The organism is Paenibacillus sp. J22P277 (assembly GCF_059383675.1).
Map to the genome: position 1 here is coordinate 23439 of NZ_JBXENS010000002.1, position 14999 is coordinate 38437.

Below are 14999 nucleotides of genomic sequence, written 5' to 3' on the forward strand. Positions count from 1 at the left end.
GTTAGAGTGTGGGGATCGTGATCGTCACGCAGGTGCCGACTTCGAGCTCGCTGCGAATGTGCACGCCGTATTCGCGGCCGAAATACAGCTTGATCCGTTCATCGACGTTACGGATGCCGATGCCTTTGCGGCCTTCCCCGTCTTCGGGAAGCAGCAGCCGCTGCAGCTGCTCCGGCGTCATGCCTTGGCCGTTGTCCTCGACCTCGAACACGACGTTGTCGCCGGCCCGCATACCGCGGATCGCGATCAGCCCTTTGTCGGCGCTGCCCCGGATACCGTGGTAGATGGCGTTCTCGACGAAAGGCTGGAGCAGGATCTTCAGCGTCTTGTTCCGCATGATGTCGTCCGCGATGTCGATCTCGTAGTCCAACTGGCTCTCGTAGCGCATCTTCTGGATGAGCAGGTAATTCGCGATATGCTCCGCTTCCACGCGGATCGGGACGATCTCCTGGTCCTTCGTGATGCTCGCCCGGAACAGCTTCGCCAGCGCGGACGTCATGAGGACGACTTCCTCGTGCTGCTTCTGCTCCGCCATCCAAACGATGGAATCGAGCGTGTTGTACAGAAAATGCGGATTGATCTGCGCCTGCAGCAGCTGCAGCTCGCTCTTGCGCTTGCTCTCCTGGTTCTGGATGATCTCGTCCATGAGCGTCTTGATGCGGCCGACCATCATGTTGAACGTCCGCCCGAGCTGCCCGATCTCGTTCATCTGGCCGATCTCGGTCTGAATGCCGAAGTTCCCCCGTTCCACGAGCTTCATGTCCGCCTGCAAATTCCGGATCGGCCGGGACAGCCGGTACGACAGCCAGAACGAGATCAAGAGCGAGATGCCGAGTCCGCACAGCGCGTACAGCAGGATCGAATTCCGAATCGTGCCCTTGCTCGCGATCAGGTCGTCCGTATACGCGACGCCGACGATCTTCCAGCCGAAGCTCGTATCCTGGATGGAGTAGATCCGCTTGCCCTTGTCGTCGTCGGCGATGAACGACGTGCCGCTCTTCGCCGCGGTCACCTCGGGGATGAGCTCCGTGGTCAGGTTGCTGTTGATGAGCTGCTGCTGCGGATGGTAGACGATATTGCCCTTCCGGTCGACGATGAAGACGTAGCCGCGCTTGCCGAGGTTGATGTTGCTCGCCAGGTCGTTGATAACGCTCAGGTTCAGGTCGACCAGAAATACGCCCTCCGCCGTGATGCCGTCGGTGCTCTTCAGCTCGCGGCTGAGCGATACGACCCAGCGGTATTCGTTCTGGATGATGTTCTGGATATGCGGCGCGGAGATGACGGATCGCCCGCCGGCCGCCTTCGCGTCCTTGTACCAGGCCTGCTGCGCGATGTCGGCGTTCGGGTTCAGATCCGTGATCCGGCGGTCGGAGACGAACCGGCCGTTGTAGCCGAACACCATGAGGTTCGCGATGTCCTTCCGGGTGTAGAGAATGGCCTGGAACAGATCCGAGATGCGCTTCTCGTACGGGCGGCGTTCCTCGGGGCTGATGAAGCTGTTGTCCGAGATGTAATATTTCACGTCTTTGCTCGTCATCGCGAGCAGGGAGATGTTCTCCATGTTGTCGACGTAGGACTGGATGTTCGTGTTCACCTGCTTGATGATTTCCTCGATGTAGCCCTGCGAATTTTTCTCGACCGCGCCGACGGACAGCTGGTAGCTGATCAGGCTGATCGAGACGATCGCGGCCAGGATGACGCACGAGAACGCGAACGAGATGCTGGACTGGATGCTCTTCAGCGGAAAGATCGGCAGGCGAAGCGGGCGTTCTCTCGGCATGTCAGGATCCGCTCTCCTTTGCCGTCCCGTCGCGGTAGTCCTTCGGCGTCATGCCCGCCCGTTTCTTGAACAGGATGCTGAAATAATTCGGGTCGCCGTAGCCGACCTGCGCGGCGATCTCGTAGAACTTCAGGCTCGTGGACCGGAGCAGCTCCTTCGCCTTGGCGATCCGGACGCCCGTCAGATATTCGACGAACGTCTCGCCCGTATGCTGCTTGAACACGAGGCTGAAATAGCTGGTGCTCATGAGCACGTGGCGGCACAGGTCCTGCAGCGACATTTTGTCGTTGGCGTAGTTCGTCTCGATGTACTCGACCGCCTTGTGAATTTGCGCATTCGTAAAATGGTTCCGGTTCTCGGCGATTTCCGTCATGACGGCGCTTACGACCTGCTTGAGCCAAACCTCGATCTCGTCGAGCGTCTTGAACCGGTATACTTCCATGAGCATCATCTGGCTGTCGATCGACGCTTCGCGGTCATGCGGCACGACCTCCTGGATCGCGTTCATGAGCGAGAGGACGACCTTCTGCATCTGCAGGAAGCAGGTCTCGATCGGCACGCGCGACTGCTTGAGCTCCGCGATGCCGCGTTCGATCAGCTCCTGCGCCTCGCGGATGGAGCCGGTCTTGACGGCGGACACGAGCTTGCGGTCCCAGGCCATGGTCGCGGGCGGCGCGGCTTCCGGCCGGCCCTCCAGGTCGAGGATGCCGAGCACGCGGTTCTTGCCGTGGAGAAACCGGTAATCGAGCGCGGACAAGGCGCCTTTGTAGGAGTCCGGCAGCATCTCGGCGGACGGGACGATGCGCCCGATGCCGGCCGTCACCGTGAAGCTGAGGAATTTCTCGATGTGATGGCGCGCTTCCTCCGCGTAACGGAAAGCGGTTTCGTAAAGCTCGTTGCCCTCCCCCTCGCCGGTCAGAATCGCGACCATCCGTTCCTCGCGGGTGCGGAAAACGATCGCGTTCTCGCGCTCGGCGATCTCTTCGAAGATATCGAAAGCGGCGAACCGCAAAAATTCAACGTCATGCGCGTACGAGAGCAGTTCGCGGTCGCCGAAGTCGTCGATGTCGGCCACGACGGCGACGGAGCCCGCGGCAAGCGGCGGCAGGCCGAAATACGCGAAGCGGTCCTCGATCTCCGCCTTGCCGAGGCCGACGGCGACGAGCCGTTCCAGGAAGCGCTCCCGAAGCAGCGGCACGCTCTGCTTCAGCTGGCTCTGCAGGCGGCTGAGGTCTTCGCGGCGCTGCCGTTCCTCGTCCATCTCGCTCCGGGCCTTGTCGAGCAGCCCCCGGATCTCGCGGGCGGTGATCGGCTTCAGCACGAAGTCGGATACCTTCAGGCGCAGCGCATGCTGGGCGTATTCGAATTCGTCGAACCCGGTAAGGATGATCACTTTGATATAAGGATAGCTGGCGGCGATCAGACCGGCGAGCTCCAGGCCGTCCATGAAGGGCATGCTGATATCGGAAATGACGAGATCCGGCTTGTCCTGCTCGATCGCCTCCCAAGCGTCGCGCCCGTTGGGGTAATCGCCGGCGAGCTCGAAGCCGTGCTCCTGCCATTGGATCGTATTCTTCAGTCCGACGCGGACGACGGCTTCGTCATCCACGATAATGGCTTTGTACATCCGTCCATCTCCCTCCCGCTCCCCTAAGAGTAGCCGATCGGGACGGCAATCGTCCATGCCTTTTCTTCTTCCAGCGGTGACGAATCGGCAAATGGGTCGTTCTCCGAACGAATAAGGGCCAGCCCCCGCATCGTCCGCCGGCGCGAAAATGATGAATACGCCGTGCCTTGCGCCGTCGTCCGCTCATATCCTACAAAGAATGCCTATGAAAGCGAAGCTTGAACTTACACCAAACGGAGATGATAATCCATGATTACCGTGATCTCGTGCACGATCAGATCCTCGTGCATCGACAACGTGTTCGATAATTTCGACCGGCAGAAATGGAAGGACAAGAAAATGATCATCGTCCTGAACAACGACAAGCTGAAGATCAAACGCTACCGGAAACGAGCGAAACGCTATCCGAAGAACAAAGTCCGCGTGTTCAGGGTCCAGCAGAAATATAAGCTCGGCAAATGCCTGAACTACGCCATTAAACGGGCCAGCAAAGGCCTTGTCGCCAAGTTCGACGACGACGATTACTACGGCCCCAAGTTCCTGCGGGAAGCCGCCCGCGCCATCAAAGGGGGTAAAGCAGGCGTCGTCGGCAAGCGTACGGCCTATGTCTACTTTAAATCGAAGCGGGCGCTGATGCTGTATCGCCCCGGCGGCGAACGCACCTATACGCGCAGCCTCAAAGGCGGCACGCTGGTCTTCCGGAGATCGGTTTGGAAACGGGTCCCCTTTCCCGAATTCAAAAAGGTCGGCACCGACGCCGGCTGGCTCGGGCGTTGCCACCGCAGGGGGATACGGCTGTATTCCTTGTCCAGGAAGCATTACGTCTGCATCCGCCGCAAAAATTCCGGCAGCCACACGCAGAAAAAAAGCATGCGGCGCTACATGTCGCAGTGCAGGATGGTGCGCAAGACGAAACGTTATCGCCGTTACGTGAATTGACGGGGATGGGAGGAAACAGAAGCGGATGCCGCCCATGACGGCATCCGCGAACGGCAAAAAGGCAGCCTGCTCAGGCTGCCTTCTTGCCGTGTAATCAGGCCGAGGCGGGGCGGTATTCGGCCTCGACCGGAAACGGCGCAGGCGTTCATCAGAGGGTGCGCGGCCGTTTCTTGAAATGGGCGCGGCCCGTTCCCGCAACCGCGCATAAACGTTCTCCGATATACCCGCGATCGTTTCCGCAATCGCACCTGGCCATTCTCCGCGACGTGCCCGAAATCGTTCGCGGAATCGCTACTCCGCCTGCTCCTGCAGCAGGAAGCGGTAGCCGATGCCCGGCTCCGTCTCGATGAATTTCGGACGCGTCGGGTCCTCCTCGAGCTTCTTGCGCAGATGACCGATGTAGATGCGCAGGTAATGGCTGTCCGACTCGTGATGATGGCCGCCCCACACCTGCTGCAGCAGCTGCCGCTGGGTGATCACCTTGCCCGCGTTGGAGGCCAAGATCTTCAACAGCTCGTACTCCGTCGGCGTGAGCTTCACGCGGCTGCCGTCCAGCTCCACGAGCCGCTGCGCGAGATCGACGACGAGCCGCCCGAAGCGCAGCACGGGTTCCTGCTGGGCGTTGCCCGAATGGCGCAGCGCGACTCGGATGCGGGCGACCAGCTCGCCCATCCCGAACGGCTTGGTCACGTAATCGTCCGCGCCTCCGTCGAGGGCTTCGATCTTATCCGTCTCCCGGTCCTTCGCCGTCAGCACGATGATCGGAATCCGGGACCAATCCCGGATGCGCCGCAGCACTTCGATGCCCGGAATGTCCGGCAGCCCTAAATCGAGCACGATCAGATCCGGGTGATTCATGCTCGCCTCATAGATGCCCGCCTCCCCGGTCGCGGCCTCCAGCACCTCGAATTGATGCGCCTTCAGCGTCACCTTCAAGAGCTTGATGATCTGCGGCTCGTCGTCCACGACGAGAATCCGCGCGCCGCTAGTTGTCGTCATGCTACGCTTCCTCCTCCTTGCGCTTCCAATCCTCGGGCAGCTCGGGGTCTCCAGCCGGCAGCGCGATCGTCACGACCGTGCCCTTCTCCGCGCGCGGTCCCGCGGCGATGGTTCCGCCGTGGGCTTCCACGATGCCTTTGCAGATGGCCAGCCCGAGCCCCGTGCCGGTCGTGCCGTTCACTTCGGCGCCCCGGTAAAATTTATCGAACACCCGATCGCGGTCGTCTTCCGCGATGCCGATGCCTTCGTCCGCCACCGAGATCCGGACCCACGGCCCGGTCTGCCGGACCGCGATGACGATCTCGCTGCCATCCGGCGAATACTTGATCGCGTTACTGACGACGTTGACCAGCACCTGCTCCAGCAGCACCTCGTCGCCCGGAAAGTACGGCGCCGGGTCGGACATCTTCACGACGATGCGCCGGTCCTGCTGGAATCCCTTCACCTGCGACAGCACGACGCCGACGATATCCTCGGCGTCGCACCAATCCCGGCGCAGCGCCAGCATGCCGCTCTCGAGCTTCACCATGCCGAGCAGGTTGGTGACCAGCCGGTTCATGCGCAGCGCGCCGTCGCGTACCGTGCCGAGCAGCTCCACCCGGTCGGCGGAAGAGAACACCTCGTCGGCTTCCATGAGCGCCGATGCCGAGCCGATGATGGTGGCGAGCGGCGTGCGCAGCTCGTGGGATACCGAATCGAGCAGCGCCGTCCGGATACGCTCGGATTCCGCCGTCAGATGCGCCAGCTTCGCTTCCTCGCTGAGCTTGATACGGGCGATTGCGCTTGCGGCCAGTCCTCCGAACGCCTCCAGCAGGTTAAGCTCCTCCGTCGACAGCGCATCGTCCTCGTTCCCGGTACGAATGACCATCACGCCGAAGGTCCGCTCTTCGGTTCGCAGAGGGACGAACAAACCCGAGAAGTCTTTCAGCGTGCGCGTGCCCTTGCCTGCCATTTCCCCATGCCGGAACGCCAACATCGCGATCGCCATCGCAGATTCGCTTTCGTCGAGTCCAAGCTCCGCGGGAGCCCAAGCCGCCCGCCGCAGCTCCGTCTTGTCGTCGGGCAAATAAATGGCCACGTACGTCCGGACGGTCTCGTATACGCGAGAGATGATATTCTCCAGCAGCACTTGGATATCGCCTATGGCGGTCATCTGCCGGCTTAACGAATAAAGAGCCGCCGTGTTGGCTTCCCGCTGCTTGGACAGCTTTACTTGCTGCCGCAACCGGGCGGCGAGCGTAGCGGTGAGCGCCGCCACCGCCAAATACACCGCGAACGAAAGCACGTACCTGAGGTCCTGCACGGTAAAGCTCAGGAACGGCGGAACGAAGAAATAATCGAATGCCAGGACGCTCGCGGACGCCGCATAGAACGAAGGCGCAATCCCCCAATACACGGCGCTGAACAAAATCGGGAACAAATAAATGAGCGCGATATTGACGTCATCGAATATAAAGCCTAACGCATGAAAAAGGAATGTCAATCCTGCGATTCCGATCGTTATCCATACATAAGGCTTGAATGTGATTCGTTTGCTTTCAGCGGCTGCCGCGACTGTCTTCCCCTTCTTTCGCATCATGATCCGCGACGATCAAGATATCCCTCTCCCTTGACAACGCGATCAGATTCTTCACGACCGAGCCGTGCAGAAACGCATCCCACCAGGAAATCTTGGATTGCCCGATAATGAGCTGCGTGGCTTCCGATTTATTTGCTTTGTCCGCCAACGTGGCCGCGATTTCTTTTCGCGAATCGGCGCGGTGCACGCAGAACTTGCCGCCCAGCCTAACCGTCAACCGTTCCAAAGCCGCCAACTCGCCATGCAAACCTTCGCCGCCGCTATTTTCGCCGACAAGCACGTAATTAACGCACCATGGCGCCTTTAGCCGGTACGCGGTCCGGAAGCCGCGTCTCACGAGACGCTGGGCGTAGGGCGTATCGTTGACGCAAACGAAAATGCTTTCCCGTCTTCGCCACGGTCCGCGAAGCGAATTCTTTCGTTCCAGCGACTCCAGCCGTTCATCCACGTCGTCGGCGATTTCCCGCAGCGCCAGCTCGCGCAGCGCGATGAGGTTGCCCGTCTTGAAAAAATTCGAGAGGGCTTGATCGATCTTTGCCGCCGCGTAGATCTTCCCTTCGCGCATTCGGTTCTGGAGAGCTTCCGGCGCCACGTCAATCAATTGTACTTCATCCGCCATCTGCAGGATACTGTCCGGCACCGTTTCGCGGACGCGGATGCCCGTGATCTGCTCCACCGCATCGTTCAGGCTTTCCAGATGCTGGACATTAACGGTCGTAATGACCGAAATTCCGGCATTCAAAATCTCCTGCACGTCCTCGTACCGCTTCTTGTTCCGGCTGCCGGGAACGTTCGTATGGGCCAATTCGTCCACGAGCACCACTTCCGGACACGCCTCGATAATCGCATCGGTGTCCATCTCCTCGAGCGAGACCCCTTGATATTGGATTTGGTCCCTCGGCATCAGCGTAAGTCCCCCGATTTGGGCGACCGTCTCTTGACGGCCGTGCGTTTCCAACAGGCCGACCCGCACGTCGATGCCTTTGCGCAACAAGTCATTGCCTTCCCGGAGCATCGTATACGTCTTGCCGACGCCGGGCGCCGCCCCGATGTAGACCTTGAACGTGCCCCGCTTGATTTCCCCGATCCGTTCGGTCACTTCCTGTTCGCTAAGCCTGCGGTAAGGCTGTTGCACGGTGGAAGCTATATTGGCGGGAAGCACGCGCTCCCCTTCCCGTTCCGAACGGTCCGCCATGAGAAAAACGTCGATGTTGCGCGCCTTCTTCAACAACTGGTTGACAATGGAGCCGTACACTCTATCCTGCCAACGGGTACGCTTCGTGTGGCCCATGACGATGCGGGTCACTTGATGTTCGACGGCATAATTCACGAGCGTTCTCGGGAGGACGCGACGATTGCGGAAGCTTAGCTCCTCGAATTCGCCGCCGACCTTCTCGACCAACTTGATCATATTGCGGCGAAAGGCAGCCGCTTCTTTGGATAACTTGCGCTTCATGTTGCGGAACGTCACGACCATCAGCTCGCCGTTCAGCCGCTTGGCGATCTGCTGGCCGCGGCGGACGTAGATCGAGCCGTTCCAATGATATTGCGCCGAGACGAGAATCCGTTCGCCCGTGCCCGTCGGGCCGATCAGCCCCAGCTCTTCCCGGTATTCCCGCAGCTCGTCGCCGACATCCTCGGCGACCAGCCGCAGCGCAAGCTCGCGCAACACGCCCAGATTGCCCCGCTTGAACACGGACTTATCCATGCTTCCCGTCAGATGGCCCTCCGCCAGCCGGTTCAGGATCATCTCCGGCGTTACGTCGATCAATCTGACCTCGTCCGCCAGCTCCAGCGTATCCGCCGGCACCGTATGCTTTACTTCTATGCCCGTCAGCTTCTGGGCAATCTCCGTGTAGCCTTCCAGCTCGTAGACGTTCACCGTCGTAATGACGCTGATGCCGTGGCCGAGCAGGAATTTGATGTCCTCGAGCCGCGTGGCGAAGCGCGAATCGGAGCAGTTCCGGTGCGCGAGGCCGTCCACCAGCACGACCTCCGGGTTGCGCGCCAGCAGCGCGTCGAGATTCAGGTCCTTGCATTCGACGCCGTCCCGGAACCAGTGGATGCTCGGCACCCGTTCCAGGTCCCCGATCTGCTCCACCGTCTCCGGCCGCTTCAGCGTCGAGACCGCGCAGATGACCACGTCGACGCCCTGCTGCCGGAGCATCTGGCCTTCCCGGAGCATATGGTACGTCTTTCCCGATCCGCTGACGGGACCGATATATATCTTCAGCGTCCCCGTGTGCAGCTTGGAGATGGACTGCAAAATTTCTTCCGGCGTCTTGCGTTTAAAGCTTTTCACGGTGAGTTCCCCCCTCTATAGCCAGACGGCGCATAACGCAAACGAAGCCACCCCCGACCTGCGGGAGCGGCTGCGCCGTTTTATAGCTTGATCTGCTTCAACAATTCCTCGTTCAGGGCGTTCACGTTGACCCGCGGTTCCCCGAAGATCCCGAGCTGCCTGCTTTTCTCCAAGTCGTCGATCAGCTTGTTCAGGTCGTCCGCGCTCATGCCGGTCGCCTTGCTGATGCGCGGCACCTGGGCCTTCGCCGCCTCCGGCGACAGGTCCGGGTCGAACCCGGAGCCCGAGGCCGTCACGAGGTCGGCCGGGATATCCGTCAGTCCCGGATTGTCCGCCTTCACGGCGGCGACGTTGTCGCCGATCTCCTTCACGTAATCCGGCGTGGCGACGGCCCGGTTGGAGCCGGCGGAAGCGGTCGGATCATACTTGGCCATCGAGGCCCGCGGATGGAAGAGCTTCGGCGAGTCGACGCCCTGCGCGAGCAGCTCCGACCCGGTGACCGTGCCGTCGGCGGCTTCCATCAGGCTGCCGTCCGCCTGCTTGGGGAACAGCACCTGCGCCACCCCGGTCGTCACGAGCGGATAAATGAATCCGCAGATGATCATCAGGCCGATGGATACGCGTATTGCGGTGGATATCATTTTCATGGTTGAAGACTCCTCTGCTTCCATTTTAGGCTAGGTGCAGTCCCTGCAGTATCAGATCGATGATCTTGATGCCGATGAACGGCACGATCACGCCGCCGATGCCGTACAGCAGCACGTTGCGCGTCAGCAGCCGGTCCGCGCTCATGGCGCGGTATTTGACGCCCCGCATCGCGATCGGGATCAAGAGCGGAATAATGATCGCGTTGAAGATCAGCGCGGACAGGATCGCCGATTGCGGCGAGGCGAGGTCCATGATGTTCAGCGATTGCAGCTGCGGCATCGCCAGGATGAACATGGCCGGAATGATCGCGAAATATTTGGCGATGTCGTTGGCGATCGAGAACGTCGTCAGGGCGCCGCGGGTGATGAGCAGCTGCTTGCCGATGGACACGACGGACAGCAGCTTCGTCGGATCGGAATCCAGGTCGATCATGTTGGCGGCTTCCTTCGCCGCCATCGTGCCGGAATTCATCGCGAGGCCCACGTCGGCCTGCGCCAGCGCCGGCGCGTCGTTCGTGCCGTCGCCGGTCATCGCGACCAGCTTGCCTTCCTGCTGCTCCTTGCGAATGACGGCGATCTTGTCCTCCGGCTTCGCTTCCGCGATGAAATCGTCGACGCCCGCTTCCAAAGCGATCGTCGCGGCCGTAAGCGGATTGTCGCCCGTGGCCATGATCGTCTTGATGCCCATGGCCCGCAGCTCCGCGAACCGTTCCTTGAGTCCCGGCTTCACCGTATCCTTAAGGTAGATAACGCCATAGATCCGGTCGCCGATGGAGACGGCAAGCGGCGTGCCGCCGGCCTTCGCGATGCGGTTCGAGATCTCGTCCAGGTCGGCGGGCACGCTGCCGCCCTTGGCGGAGATGTACTTCTTCATGGCGTCCACGGCGCCTTTGCGGATCTGCGTGCCATCGGTCATATCGAGACCCGACATCCGGGTTTCGGCGGTGAATTCGATCGGTTCGGCGCTGCCGTATTCGCTCTCCGCGAACGTCTCGCCGAGCTTCGTGGCCATCTCCACGATGGAGCGTCCTTCCGGCGTCTCGTCCTTGACGGAGGCCTTCAGCGCGGCGAGCGTCATTTCGTTCTGCGACACGCCCTTGACGGGAGCGAACTCGGATGCCATCCGGTTGCCGTACGTAATCGTGCCGGTCTTATCCAGGATGAGCGTATCGATGTCGCCGGCCGCTTCGACCGCCTTGCCCGACATCGCCAGCACGTTGAACTGCGTGACGCGGTCCATGCCGGCGATCCCGATCGCGGACAACAGCCCGCCGATCGTGGTCGGGATCAAGCAGACGAGCAGCGCGATCAAGGTCGCGATATCCAGATGCACGTTCAAGTAGTCCGCCATCGGCACCATCGTCAGGATGACGACCAGGAAGATCATGGTCAAGACGGCGAGGAGCGTCGTCAGCGCGATCTCGTTCGGCGTCTTCTGGCGCTTCGCGCCTTCGACGAGCGAGATCATGCGGTCGAGGAACGACTCGCCGGGATCCGTCATGACTTTCACGATAATAAAGTCGGACGCGACCCGGGTGCCCCCGGTAACGGACGAGAAGTCGCCGCCCGCTTCCTTGATAACCGGGGCGGATTCGCCCGTGATCGCCGATTCGTCGATCGACGCGAGCCCTTGGATGATCTCGCCGTCCGTCGGGATGATCTCCCCGGTATCGACGCGGACGACGTCCCCTTTGCGCAGCTGCGTAGACGATACCTGCTTCAGCGATCCGTCTTTCTGGACCAGCTTCGCCATCGTCTCCGACTTCGTTTTGCGCAGCGTGTCCGCTTGGGCTTTGCCTCGGCCTTCGGCCAGCGCTTCCGCGAAATTGGCGAACAGCAGCGTAAACAGCAGGATGAAGAACACGGCAATATCATAACCCCGGCCCGCGCTTGAAGCGGCGAAGAGATCCGGTTGAATGGAGAGCAGCAACGTGATGAAGGTACCGACTTCAACGACGAACATGACCGGGTTCTTGATCATGACGGCGGGGTTCAGCTTCTTGAACGCGTCCGCGATCGCTTGAAGCACCATATCCTTCGATAAGCTTTTTTTACTTGCGGCCATTATAGATCCTTCCTCTCAGCAATCTTTATTTCGGCATCGCCAAATGTTCGGCAATCGGTCCCAGCGCAAGCGACGGGAAGAACGTCAGCGCCCCGATGACGAGGATGATCACGACGAGGATGCCCGAGAACAACGGCGTGTTGGTTCTCAGCGTGCCCGTCGTCACCGGAACGACGCGTTTGACCGCAAGCGAGCCGGCGATGGCGATCATCGCGATGATGGAAACGTACCGGCCGAGGAGCATGACCACGCCGATCATGATGTTGTAGAAATCGGTATTCGCGGTCAAGCCGCCGAACGCCGAACCGTTATTGGCCGCGCCGGAGGTGAATGCATATAGCACTTCCGTCAAGCCGTGCATGCCGCCGTTCGCGATGGACGACATCGCGTTCGGACTAAGGAATGCGATGGCCGTCGGCACCAGAATGACGAAAGGATGGATCAGCAGAGCGATCGAAGCGAGCTTCACTTCCCTGCCTTCGATCTTCTTGCCCAGGAATTCCGGCGTCCGCCCGACCATCAGGCCGCATATAAAGATCGCCAGAATGAGGTACAATAAACCATTGAGCAGTCCGACGCCCTTGCCGCCGAACACGTTGTTCAGCATCATTTCCGCCAGAGGCACGAACCCGCCCATCGGCGTTAACGATTCATGCATGTTGTTGACGCTGCCGGTCGTAGCCGCCGTCGTCACCGCGGTGAACAAGGCGGACTCGGAGACGCCGAAGCGCACTTCCTTGCCTTCCATGTTGCCGTGAACGCCCATGGCGTCGATCGCGCCGACGCCTCTGTATTCGGAGATGAACACCGTCGCCAGCATGACCAGGAAGATGAAGCTCATGGCGCCGAATACGGCCCAGCCCTGCTTCTTGTTCTTGATCATGAGACCGAAGGCATAGACCAGCGCCGTCGGCAGCAGCATCATGCACAAGATATGGACGAGGTTCGCGAGCGCCGTCGGGTTCTCGAACGGATGCGCCGCGTTCGTGCCCATATAGCCGCCGCCGTTCGTGCCCAAGTGCTTGATGGATTCAAGCGAAGCGACGACGCCCCGCGTGATCGTCTGTTCGCCGCCGCCGAGCGTCGAGGCGTGAACGGCGCCGAGCAGCGTCTGCGGCACGCCTTGGAATACCAGGAACAGCGCGACGATGAAGCTGATCGGCAGGAACACACGCGTGATGGAGCGGGTCATGTCGACGTAGAAGTTGCCGAGGTCGTCCTTGCGGCCGATCAAGCCGCGGATGAAGGCGACCGCCACCGCGAAGCCGGTCGCTGCCGACGTGAACATCGGGAACGTGATCGCCAGCATTTGCGACAGGTAAGACAACCCGTTCTCGCCGCTGTAAGACTGCCAGTTCGTATTGGTTATGAACGAAGTGACCGTATTGAAAGCCTGACCGGCCGGCATGTTGCCGATCCCGTCCGGATTCATCGGCAGATAGCTCTGCAGCCGAAGCACGAGATACATCAGCAGCATCATGACGAAGTTGGATAGCAGCACGGCGCCAAGGTAGCCGCGCCAGCCCATCGATTCCCCTTCCTTTACGCCCATGATCCGGTAAAGCAAACGCTCGACCGGGCCGAATACCCGGTCGAGGCCCGTTTTTTCCTGCGAAAAAACTTTGACGAGATATGTGCCCGCCGGCTTCACCAACAGCATGATGATGACCAGCGTAATGGCAACTTGTACGAATCCCATAGCCATAGCAATGTTTCCTCCTCGTTATTGAAGCAGCTTACTCAAAACTTTTCCGGCTTCACCAATACGAAACCGAGATAGATCATCAGGCAGATGGCGATAATCCCCATTACGACCATGTCGCTTCCTCCTTTGTAGTGGATCCGGCCTCGTTGGCCCGATCCGTTCAGCTAACGCAACTGCTTGGGGAGATCGGCCTCACGCTTTCTCGCATAATTTCTTGAAGCCCCAGAACAATCCGTACAGGACCGCAGCCAAGAGGACCATCGTAAAATCGTTAACCATCCGAGCACCCTCCTCACGAGCCTTTCTGTAGTTAGTCATAACATTTTCCAATCGAAGCAATCTTATGCTAATCCAGCAGAAACGAAATGCTGCCGGTGTTGGAATGCACGATGTGGGTGGCGCCGAGGCTCTTATAGATCAACCGGCCGTGCGTCCGCCCCGTGATGACGTATACCGGCTGATCCGTCCATTTGCGAATCATGCGCAGGTACCGGCAGCACAGCGACAGGCTGCTTTCGAACAAGAACACCTTGCCGACCGGATGATCCGGCATCTCCCACGTATCCGGATCGATCGTATTCACGAGCAGGATGGACGCGATGCCGAGCTTGGACAGCTGCTGCCGCTCCGCGACGCTGTTCGTGATCGCCGTAAACGGCACGCCTTTGACGAGCAGCTGCTTCATGAAATGCTCGCCGGATTTCGTCATGGCCGCGACGACGATCGTTGCCGAATTTGAATTGATTTCCCGTATGTCCACGTCCGCTCCACGCTCCCCTCTTCCGTACTCCGTCATCTTAATCCCATTCCCCATAAAATCGGGGTAAAGAGATCGCCCCCAGGGTGTAAAAAAAATATAAAAACGGCCATGTCGCCGCGGTTCTCCGCCTAGAAAATGACATATGCCTCCGCGTGCTCGAAGCAAAAGGAATGGTCGTGCAGGCTGTCGGACAACGATCGGCCCACCGGCGCCCCGATGCCGCCGGCCAGCTCGCGCAGCGCCGCTTCCGCCGCCAACGACCGGACGTCGCCCCAAGCCTCGTGCTTGATCCGGGCTTCCAGCAGGCCTTCGCTGAGCGTATGGTGCTTGAACCCCTGGAACGCGCAGGCCCATTTGATAAAATCGCCCTTCAAGGCGCATTCCCGGAAGACGCCGATGCCGAGCTCGCCGGAGCCCGTGCCGAGCATCAGGATGCCGCACCAATCCCCGTTTCCGCAGTCCGGCAACAGCAGACGCGCCGTCTCGCGATCGAACCGGAAGCATTCGATGCGCTCGATTTTCACCATATCCATGCGTTCTCTTTGAAGCGAAGCCCTTGTCTGTACGGCGTGCATGCTCATTCACTCCTTCGTGGG

Annotated in this window: 12 protein-coding genes; 1 reads left to right on the plus strand and 11 read right to left on the minus strand. The window is 60.2% G+C overall.

Annotated elements, in window-relative coordinates:
- Position 1: 1 nt before the first annotated feature.
- A complete protein-coding gene (locus AC50YL_RS04925; protein WP_494829850.1) occupies positions 2-1780 on the minus strand; it encodes a cache domain-containing sensor histidine kinase in 1779 nt (592 codons plus the stop codon).
- A 1-nt stretch (position 1781) separates the two neighbouring features.
- On the minus strand, positions 1782-3407 hold the full coding sequence (locus tag AC50YL_RS04930; protein ID WP_494829852.1) for a response regulator transcription factor: 1626 nt from the start codon (positions 3405-3407) through the stop codon (positions 1782-1784).
- A gap of 249 nt (positions 3408-3656) precedes the next feature.
- On the opposite strand from AC50YL_RS04930, the gene AC50YL_RS04935 reads away from it, so the two are divergent.
- Entirely contained in the window at positions 3657-4346 is a 690-nt protein-coding gene (locus AC50YL_RS04935) for a glycosyltransferase family 2 protein (RefSeq protein ID WP_494829854.1), read from the plus strand.
- A gap of 291 nt (positions 4347-4637) precedes the next feature.
- Here AC50YL_RS04935 and AC50YL_RS04940 read toward each other — a convergent pair whose 3' ends face one another.
- The 9 genes from AC50YL_RS04940 to AC50YL_RS04980 all read right to left on the minus strand — a co-directional run bounded on the left by AC50YL_RS04940 (position 4638) and on the right by AC50YL_RS04980 (position 14978).
- Complete coding sequence (locus tag AC50YL_RS04940; protein ID WP_494829855.1) at positions 4638-5345, minus strand: response regulator; 708 nt, start codon at positions 5343-5345, stop codon at positions 4638-4640.
- A 1-nt stretch (position 5346) separates the two neighbouring features.
- Positions 5347-6924: an ATP-binding protein gene (locus AC50YL_RS04945; RefSeq protein WP_494829857.1), complete on the minus strand. Its 1578-nt coding sequence runs from the start codon at positions 6922-6924 to the stop codon at positions 5347-5349.
- Positions 6884-9226: a histidine kinase gene (locus AC50YL_RS04950; protein WP_494829859.1), complete on the minus strand. Its 2343-nt coding sequence runs from the start codon at positions 9224-9226 to the stop codon at positions 6884-6886. Before AC50YL_RS04950 ends, AC50YL_RS04945 begins: the two co-directional genes overlap by 41 nt.
- Positions 9227-9306: 80 nt before the next feature.
- Positions 9307-9873 (minus strand): potassium-transporting ATPase subunit KdpC, encoded by a 567-nt coding sequence (kdpC, locus tag AC50YL_RS04955; protein WP_494829861.1) that lies wholly within the window; start codon positions 9871-9873, stop codon positions 9307-9309.
- Positions 9874-9898: 25 nt separating this feature from the next.
- Complete coding sequence (kdpB, locus tag AC50YL_RS04960) at positions 9899-11938, minus strand: potassium-transporting ATPase subunit KdpB (protein ID WP_494829862.1); 2040 nt, start codon at positions 11936-11938, stop codon at positions 9899-9901.
- A gap of 25 nt (positions 11939-11963) precedes the next feature.
- Positions 11964-13637, minus strand: coding sequence for a potassium-transporting ATPase subunit KdpA (gene kdpA / locus AC50YL_RS04965; RefSeq protein ID WP_494831146.1), 1674 nt, complete (start codon positions 13635-13637; stop codon positions 11964-11966).
- Between the two features lie 41 nt (positions 13638-13678).
- Positions 13679-13756 (minus strand): potassium-transporting ATPase subunit F, encoded by a 78-nt coding sequence (locus AC50YL_RS04970; RefSeq protein WP_494831148.1) that lies wholly within the window; start codon positions 13754-13756, stop codon positions 13679-13681.
- A 233-nt stretch (positions 13757-13989) separates the two neighbouring features.
- Positions 13990-14439 (minus strand): hypothetical protein, encoded by a 450-nt coding sequence (locus AC50YL_RS04975; protein ID WP_494829863.1) that lies wholly within the window; start codon positions 14437-14439, stop codon positions 13990-13992.
- 92 nt (positions 14440-14531) lie between these two features.
- Positions 14532-14978 carry a hypothetical protein gene (locus AC50YL_RS04980; RefSeq protein ID WP_494829865.1) on the minus strand — a complete coding sequence of 149 codons (447 nt, stop codon included), beginning with the start codon at positions 14976-14978 and terminating at the stop codon, positions 14532-14534.
- Positions 14979-14999 lie beyond the last annotated feature (21 nt).